Origin of the sequence: Bradyrhizobium liaoningense (genome assembly GCF_018130785.1) — a bacterium.
GTDB classification, from domain to species: domain Bacteria; phylum Pseudomonadota; class Alphaproteobacteria; order Rhizobiales; family Xanthobacteraceae; genus Bradyrhizobium; species Bradyrhizobium liaoningense_A.
On record NZ_JAFCJT010000008.1, the window covers coordinates 81,706 to 106,790 of the forward strand.

Here is a 25,085-nt window from a genome sequence, read left to right on the forward strand (position 1 = left end):
AAACTCAATTCCATACGTCCCAGTCGCGCCCAGTGACCGCAAGTTTTGGGGCAAGTGTCTGAAAAAAAAGTAATCTTGGGTGGTCTGACGGTCGGACGCATGGTCTGGTGGCCGCAAGAAAGCAGCCCTCATTGCCCGTTTGCGAGGCGCGGCAGCGTCGCCGGGCGCGCCAAGCCCATCACATCGTCGTCATCGGAGAACGCGATGGCGCAAAATTGCGCGCTGCCTTGAATCATTTCCGCGAGCGCGCGCGAATGCATGCAGCGGGGAGTGAATACGCCTCCCACGCACGAATTTTGGTCAATGCACGAGAGGGTTATCGCGTCGTTAAAAATCGGCCGGCCGCGCGCAGGGAACTGCGACTTTCGGACAATATTTTGGACGAAGGGACTGTTTCTTAACCCTGACGCCGCGTTGGGTTATAAGGGTGACTGCATGAGTCCCCGCCGCCTCGCCCCTCTCCTGCTTGTCATGACGTTCCTGACCGCCGGCGCCGCGCTGGCCCAGGACAAGGGCAGCGTCAACCCAAAACCGCTGCCGCCGCTCGCCAATCCAAACGATCCCAGCATCGGTGCCAAGGAGCTGTTCGCACGAAAACTTCTGCCGTCGAAGGGACCGGCTCATGTCATCGGCTCCTACTCCAAGGGCTGCATCGGCGGCGCCATGCAGATGCCGCTCAACGGCGACAATTGGCAGGTGATGCGGCTGTCGCGTAACCGCAATTACGGTCATCCCGACATGATCGCGCTGATCAAGCGGCTCGCAGCCAGGGCGCACAAGGACGCGGGATGGCCGGGCATTCTGGTTGGCGACATCGGCCAGCCGCGCGGCGGGCCGGCACTGTCGGGCCATGCCAGCCATCAAATCGGCCTGGATGCCGACATCTGGCTGACACCGATGCCGGACCGTCGTTTGTCGCGCGACGAACGCGAGGACATGTCGGCGGTGATGATGGTGCGTCAGGACCGGCTCGACATCGACCCCAAGGTGTTCACGCCTGCCCACGTGCTCGCGCTGCGCGACGCGGCGCAGGAGCCGGCCGTGCAGCGCATCTTCGTCAATGCCGCGATCAAGAAGGCGCTGTGCCGCGAGGCCAAGGGCGACCGCTCATGGCTGTGGAAGATCCGGCCGTGGTGGGGCCACGACTATCACTTCCACATCCGCATGCGCTGCCCGGCGGGCTCGCGCGAATGCGAGGGCCAGTCGTCGCAATCCGAGGACGAAGGCTGCCAGCCGTCCGACCTCGCCTACTGGTTCAGCGACGCCGTGCTGCATCCGAAGCCCCCGCCGGAGCCGCCGAAGCCAAAGCCGCCGATGACGCTGGCGCAGATGCCGGCGGCTTGCAAAGTCGTGCTGCACGCAGCGGATGCGAAGCCGTAGCGTACGCTGCGGCCTGATTCACCGCTTTCGTCCCGGGGCGCGAAGCGCGCCCCGGGATGACGAACTAGTTGGTTGGTTCGCGCCGCCCAAATGCGCTAGGATCGCTTCGCCGCTCGGCCGTAAGCCCGCGGCATTCCGGGATGCGCATCCTGTCCTTCAACAAACCTGACCGCAAGCCGCGCGCCCTCGCGTGGCCAACGATGAGATTTGACATGCGCGTCCTCGCTCTCCTTGCCGTGCTCTCGCTCAGTGCGACCTCCGCTTTCGCCGCGGAAGAACCCAGCGGTTGCGACAAGTTCAAATGGCCGATCGAGCGCGAGCGCGCAGCGCTGACCGCGCCGGACCGTGCCAAGCTTGCTTCGGGGGCCGAGCAGGCCGCGCTGCCCGCGTCGGCCATCACGCTGGGACTGGTCGCGCCCGCGGATGCAAAGCTGCCGACGCCGCCGGAGCGGGCGCCGAAGGATGGCACCTTTGCCGGCTTCACCAGCATCAAGTCGCCGAAGGCGGGTCTCTACACGGTCAGCCTCTCCTCGGGGGCCTGGGTGGACGTGGTCCAGGACGGGCATTTCCTCAAGCCCGTGGCCTTCAGCGGCGCGACCGATTGCGACGGCATCCGCAAGACCATGAAATACGAGCTGTCGGCGCAGCCTTTCGTGGTCCAGGTCAGCGGCGCCAAGGACAATTCGCTGTCGATCGCGATCCTGCCGGCACAATAAAGCTGGATGTTATTGTTTGCGCATGATCTTTTCGGAAAACCGCTACACACTTTTCCGGATCATGCGTTAGACAAACGGTCGCCTTTGACCTTGGGCCGCGGCCTGCTATCTTCGCAGCTGCGATACCCCCGCCGGCCGTAAGCCGTTGCGGGGACACGTGGAACAGCGCTTCCGCCCGTCGCGACCTGACTCAACCCAACGCCAGATTTGCGCGTGCATTTGCTCGCGCGAGCTCGCACGGAGCGCATCCATGATTCGTATTGCCGGACTTTTCACCGCCTTCGTGATCCTCGCGGGCGCGAGCCTCTCGCCCGCCGTCGCCGAGGACAAGACCATCACCGTGTTCGCCGCCGCCTCGATGAAGAACGCGCTCGACGAGGTCGATGCCGCCTACACCGCCAAGACCGGCGTCAAGTTCAGCGTCAGCTATGCCGCGAGCTCGGTGCTCGCCAAGCAGATCGAGCAGGGCGCGCCGGCCGACGTGTTCGTCTCCGCCGATACCGACTGGATGGACTACGCGATCTCGAAGAAGACCATCAACGAGCCGACCCGCGTCAATCTGCTCGGCAACAGCATCGTGCTGATCGCACCGAAGGATTCCAAGATCGACAACGTCACCATCGCGCAAGGCTTTGACCTCGCCAAGCTCGCCGGCGACGGCAAGATCGCGACCGGCGACGTCAAGTCGGTGCCGGTCGGCAAATACGCCAAGGCGGCGCTGGAGAAGCTGGGCGCCTGGCAGGCGGCCGAGCCGAAATTCGCCATGGCCGAGAGCGTGCGCGCCGCGCTGACGCTGGTCGCCCGCGGCGAGGCCAATCTCGGCATCGTCTATTCGACCGACGCCAAGGTCGAGCCCGGCGTGAAGGTCGTCGGCACCTTCCCGGCGGATTCGCATCCCGCGATCATCTATCCCGTCGCCGCGACCACCACCGCGAAGGCCGAGACCAACGACTATCTCGCCTTCCTGCGCTCGACCGCAGCCAAGACCATTCTTGAAAAATACGGCTTCAAGTTCCTGGTTAGCCCGACAACCTGATTTTTCGTGCTCGAGCTCTCTCCCGCCGAATGGACGGCGATCCTGCTCTCGCTCAGGGTCGCCGTCATCGCCACGCTGGTCGCGACGCCATTCGGCATTGCGCTGGCATGGCTGCTCGCGCGCAAAGACTTTTGGGGCAAGTCGGTGCTCGACGCCGTCGTGCATCTGCCGCTGGTGCTGCCGCCTGTCGTCACCGGCTATCTCCTGCTCCTCACCTTGGGTCGCAAGGGACTCGTCGGCGGCTTCCTGGCCGAATACCTCGGCATCGTCTTCGCGTTCCGCTGGACCGGCGCTGCGCTCGCATGCGGCGTGATGTCGTTTCCGCTGCTGGTGCGCCCGATGCGGCTGTCGATCGAGGCAATCGACCGCCGGCTCGAACAGGCCGCGGAGACGCTGGGCGCGGCGCCCTGGAAAGTCTTTTTCACGGTGACGCTGCCGCTGGCGCTGCCGGGCGTGCTCGCCGGCATGGTGCTCGGCTTCGCCAAGGCGATCGGCGAATTCGGCGCGACCATCACCTTCGTCTCCAACATTCCCGGGGAAACGCAGACCATTTCCTCGGCGATCTATTCGCTGATCCAGACCCCCGATGGCGACGCGGCCGCGGGACGACTCGTGATCATCTCGATCGTGCTGGCAATGGGCGCACTGATTGCCGCCGAATGGTTCGCCCGCCGCGCCACGCAGCGCCTGCACGGGAACTGACCATGCTGCGGGTCGACATCGAAAAACAGCTCGGCGAGTTCTCGCTTTCCGCAACCTTCACCAGCGAAGGCCGCGTCATCGGCCTGTTCGGCGCATCCGGTGCCGGCAAGAGCTCGCTGGTCAACATGATCGCAGGCCTGTTGCGGCCCGACCGCGGCACCATCGTGATCGACGGCGAGACCGTGGACGACACCGCCGCCGGCATCCATGTGCCGACCTATCGCCGCCGCATCGGCTATGTGTTCCAGGACGCGCGGCTGTTTCCGCATCTCAACGTCGCGCAAAATCTCGACTATGGGCGGCGCATGAACAGCCTCGCGCCTGATCCGGCGCAGCACAAGCGCATCATCGACCTGCTCGACATCGGCGCCCTGCTCGACCGCCGCCCCGGAAAGCTCTCCGGCGGCGAGCGCCAGCGCGTCGCGCTCGGCCGCGCTCTGCTGTCGAAGCCGCGCCTGCTGCTGCTCGACGAACCGCTCGGCGCGCTCGACGAGGGCCGCAAGCTCGAAATCCTGCCCTACCTGGTGCGGCTGCGCGACGAGGCCAATGTCCCCATGGTCTATGTCAGCCACGATGTCGCCGAACTGCGCCAGCTCGCGACGCAGATCGTGATGCTGAAGCAGGGCCGCGTGACGTCGTTCGGCGGGGTGAAGGTGCTGACTTAGGTCGAGGCGGATCGCCGTTTTCGACGGTCCGCCTCGCTTCGCAAAACGGCTGTAGCTTACCAGCCGCGATCGACGTTCCGCACTTCACCTGTACGGGCATCGACGTCGACCTCCATCCAGCGGCCGGCGCGGTCGCGGCCTTCGATCTGCCATTCATCGCCCGCGAACTCGGTGTGCGAGACGGTCATGACGCCGATATCGGTCGCGACATCCAGCGCGGCCTGCATCGAGAGCTGGTCGCCGCTGTCATAAGCCATCGCCGGCGCCGCCGATGCCAGACCGATCGCGACAATGGCCGGCAAGATGAATTTTCGCATGGGTTGCTCCTGTCAGATGCGTTGACGGTTACGCCCGCTAAGAACGAGCAGCATCGCGGAGTGTTCCGGAACCGGGAGTCACGAAGCTGCGCAGCTCTTCGGCGGTTGCGGCGATTTGGTGGCAGTTTTGTGCGAACAGCGCCACCCCGTCGGAGCAGAGTCTGGGCGGAGTGTGTGGCGGGCTCCGTTCCGCCAAAGTGAAAACGGAGAGCGCGGCGCCTAAACCCCCGCCACCGACGTCCACAAATCCGCGAGCTTGCGCCGCAGCGCTTGCCGGCGCGTCAGCGGCGCGGGCGTCTCGTCTTCTTCCGGCAGGCGGAGGCCGACGACGTTGACGCGGCCGCCGGAGATGCTGCGCGCGACCAGCACGATCTCGTCCAGCGGCAGCTCGGCACCCTCCTTCGGCGCACGATCGAGGTGGACGTCGAAATAGTCGGCAAGGGTCAGCCTGCGGTCATCCTCGCCGACCTTCACGCCGTAGATCTCGGCAAGCTCGGCCAGCGTGTGCTCGCCGGAGACCATGAAGTCGCCGAGCAGATGCGGATCCGGCGCCGTGCTCGGCTGCATGTCGACGAAGAAGCGGTCGAGCGCCTCGGCCTTTTCCGGCGGGGCCAGCAGATAGATGTAGTCGCCGGGCGCGATCGGATCGGCTTCGGTCGGTGTCAAAATGTTCTCGTTGCGGATGACCAGCGTCGGCTTGGACCAGGACGGGATCAGGCCGCGGCGGAAATACAGGCTCTTGGGCCGCACCGGATAGCCGACGAGCTGCTGCTCGAGCTGGCCGGGCAGATCCAGCTCGACGCGGCGCGGACCACGCTCGGCGCGGGGCAGCGCCACGTGCAACCTGCGCGCGGCAGGCGCCAGCGTCCAGCCTTGCAACAGGAGCGAGATGATGACGACGACGAAGGCGACGTCGAAATAGAGATAGGCCTTCGACAGGCCCACCAGCATCGGGATCGACGCCAGGAAGATCGCGACCGCGCCGCGCAGGCCGGTCCAGGCGATGAAGATCTTCTCGCGCCAGTTGAAGCGGAACGGCGCCAGGCACACGAACACCGCGACCGGCCGCGCGACCAGCATCAGGACGAATGCGACGGCGACCGCCGGCAACGCGCTCGCGCCGAGCCGGCTCGGCGAAACCAGCAGGCCCAGCAGCACGAACATCACGATCTGCGCCAGCCAAGTCGCGGCATCCAGGAACGCCACCACGGAATTATGCGCGCGGGTCGGGCGGTTGCCGATGATGATGCCGGCGAGATAGACCGCGAGGAATCCGGAGGCGTGCATGATCTGCGAACCGCCGAAGATCACGAGCGCGCCCGTGGTCACGAACGGTGCATGCAGGCCCTGCGGCAGCGCAACCTGGTTGAGCGCGACGACGACGAGACGTCCCCCGACCACGCCGACGGCGGCACCCAGCACCGCCTCCTGGATGAACTCCATCACCACATGGCCGGCCGAGCTCGATCCCAGCGAGATGTACTCGACCAGCATCAAGGTGAGAAAGATCGCGAAGGGATCGTTGGTGCCGGATTCGGCCTCCAGCGTCGCGCCGACGCGCGGACGCAGGCGCAGGCCCTGGGTGTGCACCAGCAGGAACACCGCGGCGGCGTCGGTCGAGGCCACGACGGCACCGACCAGCAGCGACTCCGTCCAGTTGAGGTCGAGCGCGTATTTGGCGAACGGCGCCGTGATCAGCGCGGTCAGAAGCACGCCGACGGTGGCGAGCACGACGGACGGCGCGAGCACGGTGCGGATGCTGGCAAAGCGCGTCTTCAGGCCGCCGTCGAACAGGATCAGGGCGAGCGCTACCGAGCCGACCAGATAGGTGGTGCGGACGTCGTCGAACTGAAGCTGCCCGGGGCCGGAATCTCCCGCGAGCATGCCGATGGCAAGGAAGACGAGCAGCAGGGGCGCGCCGAAGCGCAGAGCAAGCAGGCTCGACAGGATACCGGCCATGACGAGGACGGCGCCGAGCAATATGGCGAGGCTGACAGAGTCGAGGGAAGCCATCCACCTTCCGGGTACAAATCGCTGGAATTGCATCCTTATCGTCGGCAGACTCCCACGCCAACCCATTTTCTCCCACTCGCGGCAATCTGCCTGTATTTTGCGGCCTTAACGCGCATCGCGGGCCGGTGTATCGATGGCAGGGCTGATCCCCTTGTGGGATTCTGCGGCTCTCCCGAATCAAATCGTCCCACCCGCTTCCCGACGAGACTGGCCCGATGGACCTCAAAGACTTCATGGAGTTCGTGCAGACCACCGCGCGCAGCGTCGGGGCGGAAATCTCCTCACCCTGGTTCTACCTGCAATTCGGCCTCATCCTGGCCGCGGCCGGCATCGCCTATGCCGCGGAAGCCGGGGTTCGCAACCGCATCGACATGACGTCGCTGGCGATGCGCTGGCCGCTGCCGCTCCGGCACTTCGCCCGGGTGATGGTCTCCAGCGCCTCCACGGCAGTGTTCACCCTGCTGGTGATCATCTCCCGCGTGGTGATGTACCACGCGACCTGGCCGAGCCGGAGCTATCTGCTGATGGTCGCCGCCAAGCTGGGGCTGGCCTGGCTCGCGATCCGGCTCGTGACCTCGGTGCTACGCAACGCCTTCATCGTCAAGCTGGTGTCGATCACGGCGTGGTTTGTCGCGGCGCTGTCCATCATCGGCCAGCTTGATGCGACGGTCGATCTGCTCGATTCCTTCGCGATCGTGCTCGGTGGCCTCAGGCTGACGCCGCTCCTGGTGATCAAGGCCGGTGCGCTTCTGCTCATCGCGCTCTGGGCCACAAACATTGCCAGCAATTTCGCCGAGAGCCGGATCAATTCGACCACCGATCTGACGCCGTCGGTGCAGGTGCTGCTGGTCAAGATCATCCGCATCGGGCTGCTTGCCATCGCAATCGTCATTGCGCTCGGCGCGGTCGGCATCGATCTCTCGGCGCTCGCGGTGTTCTCCGGCGCGGTCGGCGTCGGCATCGGTATCGGCCTCCAGAAGATCGTCGCCAACTTCATCTCGGGCATCATCCTGCTCGCGGACAAGTCGGTGAAGCCGGGCGACCTCGTCACCATCGGCGACAATACCGGGCGCATCAGTGCGATGAAGACGCGCTATATTTCCGTCGCCGCCGGCGACGGCCGCGAATTCCTGGTGCCGAACGAGGACCTGGTGACGCAGAAGGTCGTCAACTGGACCTATACCGACAAGAACACGCTGGTGAAGATCGCCTTCGGCACCAATTACGACGCCGATCCGCGGCTGGTCTGCAAGCTCGCCGCGGAGACCGCGGCCGCCCATCCCCGCGCGCAGAAAGGCAAGCCGCCGAACAGCATCCTGACCGAGTTCGCGGAAGCCGGGATGAAGTTCTCGCTGACCTTCTGGATCGCGGACCCAGACGGCATGGATGGCGTCAAGAGCGACGTGATGCTGGCGCTGTGGGAGGCCTTCAAGCACGAGGGCATCCGGGTTCCCTATCCCGTCCGCGAGATCCGCGTCCGGGGCGGCGCCCTGCCGGTGGAAACCACCGTAGAAGTCCCGAATTAGGCCCTGTTTCGGGCGCAAGAGGCACGCCCGGCTTGCATGAAGGCCCGCGATCATTAGATTATGGCCCTGAAATCAAGCCCTTCCGCCGACATCGAGACCAGCCCCGCATGAGCTACGTCGAAGCCTCCGATACCTCCCTGCGCAAGACCGGACAGATCAAGCTGCATGGGCCGGGTGCGTTTGCCGGCATGCGCAAGGCGGGCGCGCTGGTGGCGAAGTGCCTCGACGAGCTCACCGACATCGTCGGGCCCGGCGTGCCGACCGACCGCATCGACCAATTCGTCCGCGACTTCGCCTTCAGCCACGGCGCCTATCCGGCGACGCTGATGTATCGCGGCTACCGCTACTCGACCTGCACCTCGCTCAACCACGTGGTCTGCCACGGCATGCCCGGCGACCGCCCGCTGAAGGAAGGCGACATCGTCAACATCGACGTCACCTTCATCGTCGACGGCTGGTACGGCGATTCCAGCCGGATGTATGCGGTCGGCCCGATCGCGCGCAAGGCCGAGCGGCTGATCGAGGTGACGTATGAGGCGATGATGCGCGGCATCGCCGCGGTGAAGCCCGGCGCCACCACCGGCGACATCGGCCACGCCATCCAGAGCTTTGTGGAACCACAAGGCATGAGCGTGGTGCGCGATTTCTGCGGCCATGGCCTCGGGCGCATGTTCCACGACGAGCCGAACATCATCCATATCGGCCGGCCCGGCGAAGGCGTGCAGCTCAAGCCCGGCATGTTCTTCACCATCGAGCCGATGATCAATCTCGGCAAGCCGCATGTGAAGATCCTCTCCGACGGCTGGACCGCGGTGACCCGCGACCGCTCGCTGTCGGCGCAGTTCGAACACTCCGTCGGCGTCACCGCCACGGGCGTCGAGATCTTCACGCTGTCGGAAAGACACGGCGAGAAGCAGATCGGGTGATCCCGGCCGATCGGCTACCGTCGGCGGCGGAATGACGATGGCGGTCGCTTGTAGGTCGCGGCAAATGCGTCATTGAACCTGCGAACGCTGCCGAAGCCCGCGGCAAAGGCGATCTCCGCCAATGTCATCTCGGTCTGGTCGATCAGACGCTTGGCTTCCTGCACACGGCGGGTCGCGGCGATCTCGCTCGGGCTCGCACCGGCGTGGCGCATGAACAGGCGGAGCAGATGGCGCGGCCCGACTCCCAGGGCTCCTGCGAGATCCACTCCCGACGCGCGATCCAGGAATCCGTCATTGATCAAGCGCATCCCACGCGCAACGGTGGTGGCCGTTCCCATCCAGGCGGGCGACCCCGGCGCGGTTTCCGGCCGGCAGCGCAGGCACGGGCGAAAGCCGGCGCGCTCGGCGGCCGCGGCGGTCGCATAAAAGGCGACGTTCTCGGAGCGCGCGGGGCGAACCGGACAGACCGGCCGGCAATAGATGCGCGTCGAACGAACGCCGGAGAAGAACAGGCCGTCGAAGGCACGGGCGCGCGCCAGCCGCGCCCGATCGCAGGTCTCCCAATCGAGATGCGGTGGCAGCGTCTGCCGATGCGCCGAGCCTGTCGCCATGACGAAATCATAGTTTCAACGCGGCTCGCCGAGTAGCTGAAATCGGACTCGATCGGGCGATGAGGTCCGAATTCAGCCAGCCTGCGCCACCGCTCCGGATCATGGTGCCGACACATACCGGAGCAAATGCATGAGCACACAGGCGCAACAAACAAGGTCGGGGCAAACGCCCCTCGCGTTCGAGATCGGGCTCCTGCTGCTTCTCTCACTGATCTGGGGCAGCTCGTTCACGCTGATCAAGGTCGCGATCCCAACGATACCGCCATTCACGATGGTCGCCGCACGCGTGACGATCGCGGCCATTCTCCTGACCGTGATCGCCCGCGCTCAGGGGCATGCTCTTCCCGGTCGAGGATCGATGTGGACGGCCTTCCTCGTGCAAGGGCTGCTGCAAAGCGCGCTGCCGTTCACCCTGATCAGTTGGGGCGAGATGCATATCGCAAGCGGCCTCGCCGGCGTGCTCAATGCGACCCCGCCGATGTTCGTGCTCGCGATCGCGCTGACGACCGGGCGCGGACGGCAGGCGATCAGCAGCCGGAAGATCATCGGCGTCGCGCTTGGGCTTGCCGGCGTGGCCATGACGATGGGCATCGATGCGCTCTCCGGAATCGGCTCGACGGAGCCGCTGGCACAAGCGGCCGTGCTCGGTGCAAGCCTCTGCTACGCGCTCGCACCGATATGGGGGCAGCGGTTCTCGGAACTTCCGGCGATCGTCACGGCAGCCGGGGCGATGGGTTGCGCTGCGGTCCTCATGCTCCCGGCGGCAGCCATCGTCGAGCGGCCATGGACGCTGGCGCCAACGGCAGAGGCGGTCGCGGCGGTCCTCGGCCTCGCGGTCGTCTGTACGGCGCTTGCCATGGTGATCTATTTCCGCCTGATCCGCACGCTCGGCCCGCTTGGGACCACGAGTGGAAGCTACCTGCGCGCGGGATTTGCGGTGGCGCTCGGCACCGCACTGCTCGGCGAGCGCTTCACCTGGTCGATTGTCGCAGGAATGGTGCTCATTCTCGCCGGCGTCGTTGCCGTTACGATGCCCCCGCCAGGGCAGACTGCCAGGAGGCCGGCGGGCTGATTGTCACCAAGGTCTGGTGCCGAGACCAGCGCGCCGTGCTGCAATTGACGGTTGCAAAAGCGCAGGTCCCCGGCAATGCTGGCCGCCGATGCCCGCCAAGACCGACCACGACAAGAGCAAGCCCGAGGACGCGCCGCACTATCTCGGCCATCGCGAGCGGCTGCGCGAGCGCTTCTACAGCGCCGGCGCCGACGCGCTGAGCGACTACGAGCTGCTGGAGATGGCGCTGTTTCCGGCGCTGCCCCGGCGCGACACCAAACCGCTGGCGAAGGCGCTGATCAGGATTTTCGGATCGTTCGCCGAGGTCGTGCACGCGCCGGTCGCGCGGCTGCGCGACGTCGAGGGCATCGGGGAATCCGCGATCCATCAGCTCAAGCTGATCGCCGCGGCAACGCATCGCGTCGCCAAGGGCGAGGTCAACAGCCGCAACGCGCTGTCGTCCTGGAACGAGGTGATCGACTATTGCCGCTCCAGCATGGCCTTTGCCGACAAGGAGCAATTCCGCCTGCTCTTCCTCGACAAGCGCAACCAGCTGATCGCCGACGAGGTGCAGCAGACCGGCACGGTCGACCACACCCCGGTCTATCCGCGCGAGGTCATCAAGCGCGCGCTGGAGCTGTCGGCAACCGCGCTGATCCTGGTGCACAACCACCCCTCAGGCGATCCCTCGCCATCTCAGGCCGACATCCAGATGACCAAGGCGATCATCGACATCGCCAAGCCGCTGGGCATCGCCGTGCACGACCACATCATCGTCGGCAAACAAGGTCACGCCAGTCTGAAGGGACTGAAGCTGATCTAAACGACGTCCCCTCGTGGGGGCTAAAGCGGACCTTACCGATCGCCTCGGCTAGGCAAGATGACTGGCCAGCCGAACGGTCTCTCAGCGGGCTCGGCAGGGCGGGCCGATGATCACTTCCTTACGGCAGCGACCCTCTAAGGTCCGCGACACCAAAATCTACCGTGGCGCCGCCACCGTTCTCAGAAGTCGTCTGGGTGCGGGCCTCGCTGTGCGCTGGCACAGCGATGACCCGGTTGCCATTCTTCTCCGCCAGTCCGACATTTCGAGCGAGGATCGCGCCAAGCAAAAGCATCGTGACCATCAGCCCGCTCACGGACGCAGTCATATAAACATTGGACCAATTGCGCATCACTACACCACCCATGCGCATCGCCCCGGCCCGATGCAACATGCGTCGTTGAGTCGTGAGGCGATTTGGTGGCGCGGCAGTGGCGTTCTGGAGTTCATCTCACTTGTTACGCGGTGGCGGCCGAAATGAGCAAGCGGGCGCCATTTCCACTTACGGCGTCGCGAACTCCTCCAACAACGCCTTTGCTCCACTCAGGTCACGGGTGTCGAAGCCCTCGGTAAACCAGCCGTAGGCCGGAGCGAGAAATTCTCGAAGGGTCCTCATTCCGCCTCCCTTGATCGCGCCGCGGCCGCGCCGTGCTAATTGTTGCGCGCAGCTCAAATGACGACAATTCCGGGCTGTATCGTGGTTCGTCGTCGGCACGAGCGGCCACGCCGGCCTGCGCGGATGCGGTTGATCCAGGGCTCGAATCAAGTGACAACGGCAGAATGAGCGACTGGCTGCACAATCTGCCGGTGCCCGTGATGGCGCTGGTGATCTTCGGATTCACCTATTTGCTCGCCGCGGCCATCTTCGCAGGCATCGCGAGGGCTGCGACGCAGGAGCGCGCGAAGTCGCTGAAGGCGATCTCGCCGGGCATGCTGCCGGTGCTCGGCATCATCTTCGGCCTGTTCGTCGCCTTCACCGCCGCGCAGGTCTGGGGCGACAGCGACCGTGCCAGCGCGGCGGTGAGCCGCGAGGCCAGTGCGCTGCGCAGCGCGGTGCTGCTGGCCGCCGGCCTGCCCGCGGAGCAGGAGACGAAGCTGCGCGGCCTGGTGCGCGACTATGTCGGGCAGGCCGTCGCAGTGGAATGGCCGATGATGGCGCATCAGGAGGCCTCGCTGAAGGTCACGCCGCCGGCGCTCGCGGAAGCCTTGCAGTTCGTCGTCGCCATGACGCCGCAGGGCCCGGGGCAGGCGAATGTGCAGCGCGAGCTCATCGCCGCGCTGGAACAGGCGCTGGACGCGCGGCGGCAGCGGATCATCGTCAGCCTCGCCGCGGTCAATCCCGTCAAATGGTGGTGCCTGTATCTCCAGGCCGCCTGCGCCCTGCTGGTGATCGGCCTCGTTCACTGCGACAACCGGCTGGGATCGGCGATCGCGATGGGCCTGTTCGCCACCGGCGTCGCCACCTCGGTCCTGCTGATCGCCGCGCACGACCGGCCGTTCGCCGGCCAGATTTCGATCCAGCCGGAGCCGCTGCTCCAGATCATGCCGGAGGCGACCGTCAAGGGTTGAGCCGCGCTTCTGCCCGGCGACGGCATCTCACCGAACGGACTGCCAGCCCTTCGGCGTCCAGCGGAGCAAACTACCGGAAAGCGGTTTTGGCGCGCGAGCCATGACGTTCCTGGCGAGCGTCCGCAGCGCGTCGAGCCCGGTGCTGCTGTCATCGCCTGAATAAAGCATGACATCAGTCGACGGCGCCGCGACGATCAGGACACCGCCCTGGGCTTGTGCGAGCGGGGCCCAGCTGTCGATCAACGCAAGCCGGCTGGTCTGATAATAGTCTCCCGTCAGGGTACCGAATTGTCCTGATGGGACCGCTTTTGCGGCGGTCGCGATCGGCTTCACGCTGCTGCGCAGATTGGCGATGGCGATGTCGAAGACCTGGTCCTGCGTCAAGCCGAGCGCGGCACGATCCCGGTCATTGAAGACCCTGAGCGCCCGCGGTGAATCCAGCACCGGGACGATCACCAGCCCCTCCGCCAGGGGCCGCGTCAGCGCCGGGCCGCGCGCGTCGACCTCCCGAAGCGCCTGTCGCATGTATTCGGCCGTGCGCACGACCACGCGAAGGGCTGCTCGGGTCGGGGGATCGTTTCGACTGCTCGTCGTCGCCTTGACGCCGCTGATATAGCTGCCGATCTCCCTGGCGCAGGCGTTCGTGTTGGTCTTGCAGACAGCGTAGATGCGATCGAGGTTGGCTTGCAGAGGGCCGATCGACAGCGTCAGCGGTCCCTTGATCACGACCGGGGTGTCACGAATCTCGGCGCGAAAGCGCTCCGCCACGAAAGCCGTAAACGCGGCTTCGTCGGCTGGAATCTGTTGTGCGCGGGCAGCCCCGGCTCCGACGAGATCGCCGGCCGCGATCGCGGCGATCAACCACCGGCCTATGCAAGATCGGATACTCATGCGATCCACCAGCTCGGGATGGCGGCTCGCCGGCCGAACCTCACCCCTCCTCGCCCAATCCGCCCGCCGCCGTCGATGCCGTGATCGCCGGCGGCTGATCAATCAATAGCAATAGCGGTGGTCGACCCGGACGTAATAGCCGTCGGGACGCTGCATGTAGCAGCCGCGCTGATAGGCGTAGTAACCGGAGCGGCGGCGCTCGCCCTCGGAAGCGATCGCAGCGCCCGTGCCGGCGCCGACGACAGCGCCGATTGCGGCGCCGCGGCCTCCGCCGAGCGCGCCGCCGAGGATTGCCCCGCCGACACCGCCGATGATCGCGCCGCCGATGGCATCCTGGGCTGCAGCCTCATGCGCCGGCATCGCCATCGCAACCGTCAGACATGCCGCGATTCCAAAACTTCCAATGCGAAGACCTCGAAGCATGCGCGCTCTCCCCTGTGATGAGGCCAGTCATAGCGCCGGAAGCGGATTCGGACCAGACAAATAGCCGGCGCCGCGACTCGCGGCGCGACGCGATGGCGTCGGAGGCGCAGCGCGAAGACGGCTCAAACCATGCCGCGTGCGATGCACGGGCCGGCCGATCGGACGTCAGGGACCGATCCAGCGCCCCACGGCCTCGGCCGTGTCGGCCGGCGTGGTGTTGAAGCAGATCGCGGCATTGGGCGCCAGGCGATGGACGAGGTTGATCACCTTCTCGAACAGCAGCAGCCGCTCTTTCGGCTCGCGCAGGCCCGCGCCGATCACGATGCAGTCGAAGCTCTCGTCGTGCAGCGCCGCCGTGACGCCGGCTTCCGCGGTCGCGTCGAGATCGATCAGGCAGCTCGTGACCTCATAGCCGAGATCGCGCAGCCGCAGCAATTGCGCTTCGATATAATCGCGCACGAGCTCCGGCGTGAGCTGCGGAAATGCGCTGTAGTCCGCATTGCCGGGTTCGATGCCGATCGCGAGGACGCGCTTGGCCATGCAGAACTCCTTGCCGAACCGTCTCAAGCACTAACGGACGGCCGACCACGCCGGTTCCCTCACTGACAGTCGCGCTGACGGCGAAGCCCCGGGCTCGATCCGGTCCTGCGGCACATTTTCCCGCCCAAGCTGTAAGCCATTTCACATGCGCCGGGCTGGCAACCTGCCACATTTGCGGGAGGTCACGCTGGAGTCACACCCTGATCACGGCGCCTGGTCCATATCTGACTTGCACGAAATTTCGATAATTCATCAATTTTCGGGAGCGGGACATGGTCTCATTCGAGAATCTGAAAAGCGAGTACGAGCGGAATTGGGCCGATCTCGAGATCCGGCCTTCGCGCCTCGCCGACGCGAATGGAGTCGCACGCAAGGCGATCAACGGCAAGGCGACCTATCAGCAGATCGAGCGGCTGACCGGAGTCCCCTGGTATTTTGCTGCGCTCTGCCACTACCGCGAATCCAACTTCGATTTCGACACCTATCTCGGCAACGGCGAGTCGCTTCATCGCGCGACGACCATCGTTCCGAAAGGGCGCGGCCCCTTCGCCACGTTCGTGGACGGCGCCGTGGACGCGTTCAGGATCGAAGACTTCATCGGCGCCCGCGACTGGGGCATCGCCCGGATCCTGTTCCGGCTCGAGGCGTTCAATGGCTTCGGCTATCACGCCAAGGGCTGCAATTCGCCCTACCTCTATGGCGGTTCGACACTGTACGGCCCGCCCGAGGCGAAGGCCGGCAAATTCGTCCGCGACCACGTGTTCGACTCGAACCACGTCGATTCCCAGCTCGGCACGGCGGTGATCCTGCATGCGATGATGGCGCTCGATTCCTCGATCACCCTCGACGGCAGCCCGCAATTCGCCGGCCGCACGGAGCCCGAGGACGATGCGGCGTCGACGATCGTCCTGATGCAACAGGCGCTCAACAAGCTCGGCGCCAATCCGCCGCTCGTCGAGGACGGCATCAGCGGACCGAAGACCAGGGCCGCGGTCTCGCAGTTTCAGCAGCAGAACGGCCTGAGGGATACCGGGCTCCTCGACGGGGCCACGGTCGCGGCCGTCACGCGTGCAACGCAGGCGGGAGGCTCCGTGCAGAGCGGCGATCTGTCCAGGATCCTGAAGCGGCTGGAAGACCTCGCACAGTTGCTGCGACCGTCAGCCGGCGGCGTAACACCGGGAACGACGACACCGGGCAACACGCTGCCCGCCACCAACGATCCGATCAACCTGTTCGAACGGCTGTTTTCCCTCATCAACAAGACGGCGCCCGTGCCAGGACCAGTCAGCCCGACCAACCCGGCCCCCGTCGATCAGTTGAAGCAGGTCGTCGACCTGCTCAGCACGCTGCTCAACAAGGACGGCAAGCCGGTGCTCGGCCAGGTCAACGGCGCGCTCGGCGAGACCATCGGCAAGCTGCTCGACGGCAAGAAGACCGCGCTCGGTATCGGCGGCTCGCTGATCACCGCGCTGCTCTCTTCGGTGACGGCGAGCCCGAATGCGGGAGGTCTTGCCGGACTGCTCGGAACGATCGTGTCGGCGGTGCCGGGTCTCGGCCAGTTCGCGATGCCGATCTCGCTGGCGCTCACCGCCTGGGGCGTGCTCGGCAAGCTGGAGAAGTGGGCGCAAGGCACCGCGCCGCCGCCCAAGGTGACGACCTAGCGTGCGGCCATCCTTCGAGACGCCCCCCGCGGCGGGCCCGTAGGATGAGGTCGCGTTTCGCGGCGAGATATTTGCCCCTCATGGTGGGGAGCCAGCCTAGGCGGGCGTCTCCGGACGATGCGTCGCATCGCCGGGCGAAACATGCAGGCACGTCCGCGGCGCCTACTGACGCAGCATGATCAGGGGATCGGCGGTATCGGGGACGCGCCGCCATTGCGCGTTGTCGTCGGCCTCGAACTGCCAGGCCTCGCCTGATTTCGACATCAGGACGATCTGGCCACGCTCGAGCCGCCATTGCGTCGGATTGAATTGAGCAATCGCCGGATCGCATTTCGGCTTGAGGAAGACCTGGAAATTGTCCGCACTCGCCTCGGTGTTGGTCAGCGTCAGCCCGCACACAGGCTGGCCGTTGCCGCGCACCATCGACCAGTCGCCGATCATCTGGTCCATCGACTTGGCCATCGAGCGGGCGGCGGCGAGATCCTGGAGGATGTAGACGCCCTCGCCCTGCCGCAGGCCTTCGAAGATCCCGGCCTCGACTTCGGTGAAGTCGATCACGGCTTCACCGGTCGCGTCCTGCAAGCGAACGATATCGAGACCCCTGACGCTCCAGGCGACGATGTCCTTCGTAAAGGGCAGCGCAGTCTTGCAGGCCGGCTCCAGCTCCAGCTTGAACCCCTGCCCCGCGGCGTCGGCCTTGAGCGTGACCACGCAGGTCTTGCTGCGCTCGGTGGTCGAGAGCTCCCACTGCCCGGGCATCTCCTTCTTCAGGGTCGTCGCATCCTGCGCATGCGCGATGCCGATCGCGGCCACGTAGGCCGCGACGGCGAATGCAACGCCCCGAAGACCTCTCATCAGCGCCCCTTGAACGGCGTTTCGGCAACCGGGGTCAACGGCGCCTTGCCGGCGAACCAGGATTTGAGGTTGTCGACCACGAGCTGATCCATCGCGTTGCGCGTCACCACCGACGCCGAGCCGATATGCGGCAGCAGCACGACGTTCTGCATGGTCTTGAGCTCGTCCGGCACATTCGGCTCGGCCGCGAACACGTCGAGACCGGCGGCGAGGATGGTGCCGGATTTCAGCGCCTGCACCAGCGCCTGCTCATCGACCACGGAGCCGCGCGCCACGTTGACCAGCACGCCGCGCGGGCCGAGCGCCTTCAACACCTCGGCATTGACCATCTTGTTAGTGGAGGCCCCGCCGGGCACGATCACCATCAGCGTGTCCACCGCCTTCGCCATCTCGATCAGATCGGGATAGTGCTTGTAGGAGACGTCCTTCGACGGATTGCGCGAGTGGTAGACCACCGGCACCAGCGAGGCATCGAGCCGGCGCGCGATGGCCTGGCCGATCCGGCCCATGCCGACGATGCCGACCTTGCGGTCGCGCAGCGAGCCGACGCTGAGGGGATAGTTCTGCGTCTGCCAGAGGCCGGAGCGGACGTAGCGGTCGGCCTTGATGAACTCACGCACGGTGGAGATCAGAAGGCCCATCGCGACGTCGGCAACCTCTTCGGTCAGCACGTCGGGCGTGTTGGTGACGATGATGTTGTGCTCGGCCGCGTATTTGGCGTCGACATGGTCGTAGCCGACGCCGAAGCTCGCCACCATCTCGATCTTGGGCAGCTGCGACAGCGATTCCTTGTTGGCGTGGACCGTGTGATAGGTCACCGCCACGCCGCGGATCTTCTCGCGGACCGCCGGCGTCAGCCGCTCGAGGTCGCCCCGCGTCTCCGCCTTGTGCACGACGAAATGATCGGAAAACCCGTTCTCGAGGATCGGCCGCACCGGTCCATAAATCAAAAGATCGATCTTTTCGGACGAAATCGAACCGGTAGACATCAGCTTTCCTTTCCAAGCGCGCTCTCGTGCCAGCGCCGTAAAACGAGATGGGAAACTAGCGCCAGCACCCCATAGATGACAATCCCGGCCAGCGATAGCAGCAGCAGCGCCGCGAACATGCGGGGTATGTTCAATCGATAGCCGGATTCGGCGATTCTGTAGGCGAGCCCGGAGCCGGCGCCGGCGGTGCCGGCTGCGATTTCGGCCACGACCGCGCCGATCAGCGACAAGCCTCCGGCAATCCGCAGGCCGCCGAGGATATAGGGCAGCGCCGCCGGCAGCTTGAGAAAGCGCAGCGTCTGCGGCGGCGAGGCGCCATAGAGCTGGAACAGGCCGGCGAGGTTGCGATCGACCGAATTCAGCCCCAGCGTGGTGTTGGATAGCACCGGGAAAAAGGCGACGATGAAGGCGCAGACCACGACCGCGGTCTGCTGCTCCAGATAGATCAGGAGCAACGGCGCGATCGCGATGACAGGCGTCACCTGCAGCACGATCGCATAGGGGAATAGCGAATATTCCACCCATTTCGACTGGTTGAACAGCAGCGCCAGCGCGATGCCGCCGATGCTGGCGGCAGCGAAACCTTCGAGCGTGGTCAGCAGCGTGGTCGCGAGCGACTGTGACAGCACCACCCAATCCTTGATCAGCGTCAGGAAGATGACGGAGGGCGCCGGCAGTACGTAAGGCGGGATGTCCTTGATGCGGACCACCAGTTCCCAGGCGAGGAGGCCCGCCGCGAACACGATGACCGGCAGCACGAAACGCAACGCGCGTTGCGTGCCGGACGGCTTTGCGGCGACGGTTGCTTGTGCGTTCATAACGTCGACTGTCCCGAATAGGACGGCGCCAGTGCGGCCGACACCCGCCGGCAATAGTCGGAATAGGCAGCCGAGGTACGAAACTCCTCAGCCCGAGGTTCGACCGTCTCGATGCGGATGTCGGCCTGGATGCGGCCGGGCCGCGCCGTCATGACCACGACACGCTGCGACAAATAGACGGATTCGAACACCGAATGGGTCACGAAGATGACGGTCTTGCCCAGAGCTCGCCACAGCGCGAGCAGGTCGTTGTTGAGACGAAAGCGCGTGATCTCGTCGAGCGCGGCGAACGGCTCATCCATCAGGAGGATGTCGGGGTCGGTGACGAGCGCGCGCGCCAGCGACACCCGCATCTTCATGCCGCCGGAGAGTTCGCGCGGGAAGGCATCGGCAAAATCTGCTAGCCCGACGCTTGCCAGCGCCTCATCGGCCCGCGCGCGCGCCTCGGCTTTCGGGGTGCCTGCGAGCTTCAGCGGAAGTCGCACGTTCTCGCGCACGCTGGTCCAGGGCATCAGGGTCGGCTCCTGAAAGACGAAGCCGATGCCGTGGCCCGGCTGCACATTGCCCTCGTGGCGCGCCACCCGCACGATGCCGGACGATGGCGCGCTGAGCTCTGCGATGATGCGCAGCGCCGTCGACTTTCCGCAACCGGACGGGCCGAGCAGCGAAATGAACTCACCCTTGCGCACGGCGAGATCCAGCGGACCAAGCGCCATGACGCCGTTGTCATACACTTTCGTCACGCCGCGCAGGCTGACGGCCAGGGCCGTCAGGCCGGTCTCGACCCCCGACGAAGTTTTGACTGGCGACATCGCGCCGGCGTTACGGCTTGCTCGGGCGCAACTCGACGCCGACACCCTTGTTGACGAAGCGCAGCGTATAGGATTTGCGGAAATCGAGGTCCGGCTTCACGACGCCGGCCTTCACCATCTTGTTGAAGAAGGAGCTGTAGCGCTCGTCGCTCATCGCGCCGATGCCGTTCTTGAGCGACTCGCCGGAATCGACGATGCCGTATTCCTTCATCTTGGCGACGGAATAAGCGAGCAGCTCGTCGGTCATCTCCGGATTGAGCTTCTTGATCATGGCGTTGCCCGCGGAATTGTCGCGGTAGATGTAATTGTACCAACCGATCATGGAGGCATCGACGAAGCGCTGCACCAGGTCCGGCTTCTTCTCGACCATGTCGCGGCGGGTCTCGATCAGGGTCGAATAGGTGTTGAAGCCGGAATCGGCGAGCAGCAGCACGTTGGGCTTGAAGCCGGCGGCCTTCTCGACCGCGAAAGGCTCGGAGGTGACGTAACCCTGCATCGCGCTCTTGGGGTTGGCGATGAAGGGCTGCGGATTGAAATTGTAGGGACGGACGTTCTTCTCGCTGAAACCGTATTCGGACTTCAGCCACTGGAAGTAGCTAGTCATGCCCTCCTTGGAGACGAACAGCGTCAGCGGCTTGAGATCCTCGATCTTGGCGACCTTGGCGTCCGGCTGCGTCAGCATCACCTGCGGATCCTTCTGGAAGACCGCTGCGATGGTGACGACGGGGACATTATTCGCCACCGCGTCGAACGACATCAGCGTGTTCGCGGCCATGAAGAAATCGATCTTGCCGGCGATCAGCAGCATCCGGTTGTTCTCGTTGGGACCGCCGGGAACGATGGTGACGTCGAGCCCGTACTTCTTGTAGGTGCCGTCGGCGACCGCCTGGAAGAAACCGCCATGCTCGGCCTCGGCGACCCAATTGGTGCCGAAGGTGACCTTGTCCAGCGTCTCGGCACGCACCGGAACCACCGAGACGAAAGCGGTCATCAAGCCGACCGTTAACGCTCGCCGCAGATGAGAGAGGCTCATGATGGGACTCCGTCGATCACTTCTAGCCGATGCCAGACCAACACGATAAAACCGCAAGATATCAGGGGACGCGAACCGGCCTGGCCCGCGTCCCCTGATAACCCCAAACTACGTGACAAATTCGGGCAAAGAAACCACGATGACGCCATCCCGCGACTGGATCGACACCAACTGGGCCAATGTGGGCCCAGCAGATGTGTCGCGCTGGATCGCGGTGCTGCCGCTGGCGGCAACCGAGCAGCACGGCCCGCATCTGCCGCTCGGGACCGACGTGCTGATCGCGGACGCTTATCTCGCGCGCGTGCGCGAGCTGTTGCCCGCGGATGTTCCGGCGACGTTCCTGCCCGTTGAACCGGTCGGGATTTCCACCGAACATATCGACTATCCGGGCACGCAGACGCTGCCGACCGAGGTCGCGCTGAAGAGATGGACCGCAGTCGGCGAGGACGTCGCGCGGCGCGGATTGAAGAAGCTCGTCATCATCACCAGCCATGGCGGCAACAGCGCGGCAATGATGCTGGTCGCGCAGGATCTTCGCGCGCATCACAAGCTCTTTGTGGTGACGACGTCCTGGTCGCGGCTGTCGGGCGCGGACAAACTGTTCCCGGCCGATGAAGTGCGCCACGGCATTCACGGCGGCGCGGTCGAGACGTCGATCATGCTGGCACGCTATCCCGATCAGGTGCGGGTTGATGCGATCGCCGATTTCCCCGCGAGCAGCATCGCCATGGAAAAGCAGTATCGCTGGCTTTCCACGCAGCGTCCCGCGCCGTTCGCCTGGCAGGCGCAGGATCTTCACGCGAGCGGCGCGATCGGCAACGCGACGCTGGCCGTGGCCGAGAAGGGCGAGCAGCTCATCGATCAGGGCGCGCGCGCTTTCTGCGAGCTGCTGGCCGAGGTCGATAACTTCGACGTGAACAGGCTCGCCCAAGGGCCACTCGGCTAGCCCGTATCCTATTGTAACCATTCAGGAAAGAACCTTACTCCGGAGCAGCCTTTGCGGCTTTCGAACCGGACGCGAGGAGGCTCCGTCCAATTGGGCACGCGGGCCACAACGGACCGCCTCAACCCCGGATGGAGTTTCAAATGTCGATCAAGACTAGGATTGCCGCCGTCGCTCTCGCTGCCCTCGCCGTCACTGGCAGCATCGTGTCCACCACCTCGCAGGCCGAAGCCAAGCAGCCCGGCTGGGTCTGGGGTGTGGGTGCCGGCATCGCCACCGCCGCTGTCGTCGGCTCCGCCATCGCCGCCAGCAACGACCCCTATTACTACGGCTATCACCGCTGCGGCTGGGTCGCCCAGTACAACGCCTTCGGCCAGTACGTTGGCCGCGTTCGTTCTTGCTACTGATTTGAGTACCTGAGGCCGATCTCACGTGGATCCTGCGTCCGGCACGGGCGCCTCATCCACCCCGTGTCGTGCCCCCGACCCGCCCGGCTGTCCCCCCGGGCGGGTCATTCATTTTGCGGCCTGAGAATTTGTTGCAGCTCCGTCACACAAGAGTGCGAACCATCCGCTGCGGCAATCCGTGCCAGTTGCTATTGCGAATTAATCGCAATAAGGTTCGCAACAAGCACAGGGACTTGGGAAGAAATCGCGGCGAATCGGGATCGTCTCGACGGCGCGAGCGCAAACCGGAACCTGATGACAGGATCGCCGCGAATCGGCAGGGATGTCGGGCGGCTCGGGGACATTTGCGTTTTGGGGGCGTGCGTTTTGATGTTGAGAGGTCACCGTTACAGGTATTTGCGCACGGCCGCGGCGCTTGCCTCGGGCGTGCTGGCTTTTCCCGCCGCCGGCCACGCGGCCGATCTGCCGCTGAAGGCACCGGCGCTGAAAGCGGTCTATGATTGGACGGGCCTCTATATCGGCGCGCATGCTGGCTACAGCCGTGGCTCGTCCGGCTTCGCGCTGAACGACGGCGCCGCGATCGATGGCAACGGCGTCTTCAGCGGCATGATCGGCGGCGTGCAGGCCGGCTACAACTACCGGCTCAATTCCGGATGGCTCGTCGGCGTCGAAGGCGATTTTTCGTTTCCCAACTACATCACCTCCAACTCGATCGTTTCCTTCCTCGGGACGCCCGCCAACACGGTCATCCAGCAATGGGACTACACCGCGAGCCTGCGCGGCCGCGTCGGCTACACCAGCGGACCGTGGCTCGTCTATGCCACCGGCGGTTTTGCGTGGATGGGCGAGCGCTATTTCGACACGCCGGCCTCCGGCGACCAAGTCCCGAAAATCCTGAACACGCGGCCCGGCTGGATCGCGGGCGCAGGCATCGAATACGGCTTTGCGCCGCACTGGAGCGCGCGGCTCGAATATCTCTACAGCCGCTTCGACGGCGCCAACGTCGCCTTCTCCACGGGCGCCCAATACACGTCATCATCGCTCGACTTCCAGTCGGTCAGGGTCGGCCTCAACCGCAAGGTCGATTGGCCGGGCATGCCGAGCTACGACCCGAAGAGCTCCTTGATCGACACGGAATCGGATCGCTGGGAAATTCACGGCCAGAGCACCTATCTGCCGCAAGGCTATCCGTCGTTCCCTGCGCTCTACAGCGGACCGAACTCTCTGTCGCCGTCGACGCAAGCCAAGGCGACGTGGAGCAACAGCCTGTTCCTGAACGCGCGGCTGTGGGACGGCGGCGAGGTCTATTACAATCCCGAACTGCTCCAGGGATTTGGACTGAACGACACTGTTGGCGCGGCAGGCTTCCCCAACGGCGAAGCGCAGAAATCGAACTTCCCCTATCCACATTACAACACCTCGCGGCTGTTCGTGCGCCAGACGTTCGGCTTTGGCGGCGAGCAGGAAGAGCTCGCGAGCGGCCAGTTGCAGCTTGCGCAGAAGGTCGACGTATCCAGGCTCACGGTGCAGGCCGGCAAGTTCGCGGTGATCGACGTGTTCGACGGCAATGCCTTTGCCAAGGACACCCGCAAGGACTTCATGAACTGGTCGCTGTGGGCGCCGGGCGCCTTCGACTATTCCGCCGACAAGGTCGGACTCACCTATGGCGTCACCGCCGAGCTCAACCAGAAGCAATGGGCGCTGCGCGGCGGCTATTTCCTGATGGTCGCGGAGTCCAATTCGAATCATTTCGACACCAGGGTCGGGGAACGTGGTCAGTACGCGATCGAGCTGGAGACCCGGTTCTCGCTGCTCGGCCAACCCGGCAAGCTCAGGACCATGGGCTGGGTCGACAGCGCCAACATGGGCAGCTTCCGCGAGACGCTGGACAATCCCGCGCTCAATCTCGACATCGCGCTGACCCGGCGAGGCCGCCTCAAGGTCGGCTACGTCATCAACCTCGAGCAGGCGATCACAGAGGATATCGGGCTGTTCGGCCGCTGGAGCTGGAACGACGGCAAGACCGAAACGCTCGCCTTCACCGACATCAACCGCAGCCTGGCCACCGGACTGTCGATCAAAGGCACGAAATGGGGCCGGCCTGACGACGTGATCGGCATCGGCGGCGCCATCAATGCCATCTCACAGGACTATCGCGACTTCCTGGCCGCCGGCGGCCTCGGTGTTCTCATCGGCGACGGCGCTCTCAACTACCGCAAGGAGCGGATCCTTGAGGCCTACTATGCCTATTCGGTGAACAAGAACGTCACGCTGACCGCGGACTATCAATTGATCACAAACCCGGCCTATAACGCCGACCGCGGGCCGGTCTCGATCTTCTCGGGCCGCCTGCACGCAGAGTTCTAGCCCAAAATTCCAGC

At 65.0% G+C, this 25,085-nt stretch carries 26 protein-coding genes; 14 read left to right on the forward strand and 12 right to left on the reverse strand.

Translation table 11 applies throughout. From position 1 onward, the window contains the following. Positions 1–435 precede the first annotated feature (435 nt). The 5 genes from mepA to modC all read left to right on the forward strand — a co-directional run bounded on the left by mepA (position 436) and on the right by modC (position 4,499). Positions 436–1,380: a penicillin-insensitive murein endopeptidase gene (gene mepA / locus JQ627_RS18960; RefSeq protein WP_212485671.1), complete on the forward strand. Its 945-nt coding sequence runs from the start codon at positions 436–438 to the stop codon at positions 1,378–1,380. A 212-nt stretch (positions 1,381–1,592) separates the two neighbouring features. Beyond that, complete coding sequence (locus JQ627_RS18965; RefSeq protein WP_212485672.1) at positions 1,593–2,096, forward strand: hypothetical protein; 504 nt, start codon at positions 1,593–1,595, stop codon at positions 2,094–2,096. 250 nt (positions 2,097–2,346) lie between these two features. Then, positions 2,347–3,132 (forward strand): molybdate ABC transporter substrate-binding protein, encoded by a 786-nt coding sequence (gene modA, locus JQ627_RS18970; RefSeq protein WP_212485673.1) that lies wholly within the window; start codon positions 2,347–2,349, stop codon positions 3,130–3,132. A 6-nt stretch (positions 3,133–3,138) separates the two neighbouring features. Beyond that, entirely contained in the window at positions 3,139–3,834 is a 696-nt protein-coding gene (gene modB, locus JQ627_RS18975) for a molybdate ABC transporter permease subunit (RefSeq protein ID WP_212485674.1), read from the forward strand. A gap of 2 nt (positions 3,835–3,836) precedes the next feature. Beyond that, positions 3,837–4,499 carry a molybdenum ABC transporter ATP-binding protein gene (gene modC / locus JQ627_RS18980; RefSeq protein WP_212485675.1) on the forward strand — a complete coding sequence of 221 codons (663 nt, stop codon included), beginning with the start codon at positions 3,837–3,839 and terminating at the stop codon, positions 4,497–4,499. 56 nt (positions 4,500–4,555) lie between these two features. Here the strand turns inward: modC and JQ627_RS18985 are convergent, their stop codons facing one another. Both JQ627_RS18985 and JQ627_RS18990 read right to left on the reverse strand, forming a co-directional pair. Next, positions 4,556–4,816 carry a PepSY domain-containing protein gene (locus JQ627_RS18985; protein WP_212485676.1) on the reverse strand — a complete coding sequence of 87 codons (261 nt, stop codon included), beginning with the start codon at positions 4,814–4,816 and terminating at the stop codon, positions 4,556–4,558. A gap of 219 nt (positions 4,817–5,035) precedes the next feature. Next, positions 5,036–6,829 carry a potassium/proton antiporter gene (locus tag JQ627_RS18990; protein WP_212485677.1) on the reverse strand — a complete coding sequence of 598 codons (1,794 nt, stop codon included), beginning with the start codon at positions 6,827–6,829 and terminating at the stop codon, positions 5,036–5,038. Positions 6,830–7,044: 215 nt separating this feature from the next. Between JQ627_RS18990 and JQ627_RS18995 the strand changes: the two genes are divergently transcribed. Both JQ627_RS18995 and map read left to right on the forward strand, forming a co-directional pair. Beyond that, entirely contained in the window at positions 7,045–8,355 is a 1,311-nt protein-coding gene (locus JQ627_RS18995) for a mechanosensitive ion channel family protein (RefSeq protein ID WP_212485678.1), read from the forward strand. 107 nt (positions 8,356–8,462) lie between these two features. After that, entirely contained in the window at positions 8,463–9,281 is an 819-nt protein-coding gene (gene map, locus JQ627_RS19000) for a type I methionyl aminopeptidase (RefSeq protein WP_212485679.1), read from the forward strand. Positions 9,282–9,295: 14 nt separating this feature from the next. Here map and JQ627_RS19005 read toward each other — a convergent pair whose 3' ends face one another. Further along, positions 9,296–9,892 carry an Ada metal-binding domain-containing protein gene (locus JQ627_RS19005; protein ID WP_212485680.1) on the reverse strand — a complete coding sequence of 199 codons (597 nt, stop codon included), beginning with the start codon at positions 9,890–9,892 and terminating at the stop codon, positions 9,296–9,298. A gap of 130 nt (positions 9,893–10,022) precedes the next feature. Here JQ627_RS19005 and JQ627_RS19010 point away from each other — a divergent pair, with 130 nt between their 5' ends. Both JQ627_RS19010 and radC read left to right on the forward strand, forming a co-directional pair. Further along, positions 10,023–10,964 (forward strand): DMT family transporter, encoded by a 942-nt coding sequence (locus JQ627_RS19010; RefSeq protein ID WP_212485681.1) that lies wholly within the window; start codon positions 10,023–10,025, stop codon positions 10,962–10,964. Positions 10,965–11,052: 88 nt separating this feature from the next. Continuing rightward, complete coding sequence (radC, locus tag JQ627_RS19015) at positions 11,053–11,766, forward strand: RadC family protein (RefSeq protein WP_212485682.1); 714 nt, start codon at positions 11,053–11,055, stop codon at positions 11,764–11,766. A 118-nt stretch (positions 11,767–11,884) separates the two neighbouring features. On the opposite strand, the gene JQ627_RS19020 is transcribed toward radC, so the two are convergent. Continuing rightward, positions 11,885–12,067 (reverse strand): hypothetical protein, encoded by a 183-nt coding sequence (locus JQ627_RS19020; RefSeq protein ID WP_212485683.1) that lies wholly within the window; start codon positions 12,065–12,067, stop codon positions 11,885–11,887. Positions 12,068–12,543: 476 nt separating this feature from the next. Between JQ627_RS19020 and JQ627_RS19025 the strand changes: the two genes are divergently transcribed. After that, positions 12,544–13,332, forward strand: a complete 789-nt coding sequence (locus JQ627_RS19025) for a DUF4239 domain-containing protein (RefSeq protein WP_212485684.1) — start codon at positions 12,544–12,546, stop codon at positions 13,330–13,332. Positions 13,333–13,359: 27 nt separating this feature from the next. On the opposite strand, the gene JQ627_RS19030 is transcribed toward JQ627_RS19025, so the two are convergent. The 3 genes from JQ627_RS19030 to JQ627_RS19040 form a co-directional block, all read right to left on the reverse strand. Further along, a complete protein-coding gene (locus JQ627_RS19030) occupies positions 13,360–14,325 on the reverse strand; it encodes a hypothetical protein (protein ID WP_249143185.1) in 966 nt (321 codons plus the stop codon). Continuing rightward, positions 14,326–14,646 carry a hypothetical protein gene (locus JQ627_RS19035; RefSeq protein WP_212485685.1) on the reverse strand — a complete coding sequence of 107 codons (321 nt, stop codon included), beginning with the start codon at positions 14,644–14,646 and terminating at the stop codon, positions 14,326–14,328. It lies immediately after the preceding gene. Positions 14,647–14,811: 165 nt separating this feature from the next. Then, positions 14,812–15,186: a hypothetical protein gene (locus tag JQ627_RS19040; RefSeq protein ID WP_212485686.1), complete on the reverse strand. Its 375-nt coding sequence runs from the start codon at positions 15,184–15,186 to the stop codon at positions 14,812–14,814. Between the two features lie 272 nt (positions 15,187–15,458). Here JQ627_RS19040 and JQ627_RS19045 point away from each other — a divergent pair, with 272 nt between their 5' ends. After that, complete coding sequence (locus JQ627_RS19045) at positions 15,459–16,847, forward strand: peptidoglycan-binding protein (RefSeq protein WP_212485687.1); 1,389 nt, start codon at positions 15,459–15,461, stop codon at positions 16,845–16,847. A gap of 162 nt (positions 16,848–17,009) precedes the next feature. Here JQ627_RS19045 and JQ627_RS19050 read toward each other — a convergent pair whose 3' ends face one another. Genes JQ627_RS19050 through JQ627_RS19070 form a run of 5 tightly spaced genes read right to left on the reverse strand, consistent with a single transcriptional unit; the run spans position 17,010 to position 21,354 of the window. After that, positions 17,010–17,702 carry an AprI/Inh family metalloprotease inhibitor gene (locus JQ627_RS19050; RefSeq protein WP_212485688.1) on the reverse strand — a complete coding sequence of 231 codons (693 nt, stop codon included), beginning with the start codon at positions 17,700–17,702 and terminating at the stop codon, positions 17,010–17,012. Further along, positions 17,702–18,691 carry a 2-hydroxyacid dehydrogenase gene (locus JQ627_RS19055; RefSeq protein ID WP_212485689.1) on the reverse strand — a complete coding sequence of 330 codons (990 nt, stop codon included), beginning with the start codon at positions 18,689–18,691 and terminating at the stop codon, positions 17,702–17,704. The genes JQ627_RS19050 and JQ627_RS19055 overlap by 1 nt, the downstream gene beginning before the upstream one ends. Beyond that, positions 18,691–19,509, reverse strand: coding sequence for an ABC transporter permease (locus JQ627_RS19060; RefSeq protein ID WP_212485690.1), 819 nt, complete (start codon positions 19,507–19,509; stop codon positions 18,691–18,693). The genes JQ627_RS19055 and JQ627_RS19060 overlap by 1 nt, the downstream gene beginning before the upstream one ends. After that, complete coding sequence (locus JQ627_RS19065) at positions 19,506–20,321, reverse strand: ABC transporter ATP-binding protein (protein WP_212485691.1); 816 nt, start codon at positions 20,319–20,321, stop codon at positions 19,506–19,508. Before JQ627_RS19065 ends, JQ627_RS19060 begins: the two co-directional genes overlap by 4 nt. A 10-nt stretch (positions 20,322–20,331) precedes the next feature. Then, complete coding sequence (locus JQ627_RS19070) at positions 20,332–21,354, reverse strand: ABC transporter substrate-binding protein (RefSeq protein ID WP_212485692.1); 1,023 nt, start codon at positions 21,352–21,354, stop codon at positions 20,332–20,334. Positions 21,355–21,493: 139 nt separating this feature from the next. Between JQ627_RS19070 and JQ627_RS19075 the strand changes: the two genes are divergently transcribed. From JQ627_RS19075 to JQ627_RS19085, 3 genes are all read left to right on the forward strand, one after another. Beyond that, positions 21,494–22,300: a creatininase family protein gene (locus JQ627_RS19075; RefSeq protein ID WP_212485693.1), complete on the forward strand. Its 807-nt coding sequence runs from the start codon at positions 21,494–21,496 to the stop codon at positions 22,298–22,300. A 140-nt stretch (positions 22,301–22,440) separates the two neighbouring features. After that, entirely contained in the window at positions 22,441–22,704 is a 264-nt protein-coding gene (locus tag JQ627_RS19080) for a hypothetical protein (protein ID WP_212485694.1), read from the forward strand. Positions 22,705–23,073: 369 nt separating this feature from the next. Further along, the gene (locus tag JQ627_RS19085; RefSeq protein WP_249143186.1) at positions 23,074–25,071 is read left to right on the forward strand and encodes a carbohydrate porin; all 1,998 of its coding nucleotides are present in this window, start codon (positions 23,074–23,076) and stop codon (positions 25,069–25,071) included. Positions 25,072–25,085 lie beyond the last annotated feature (14 nt).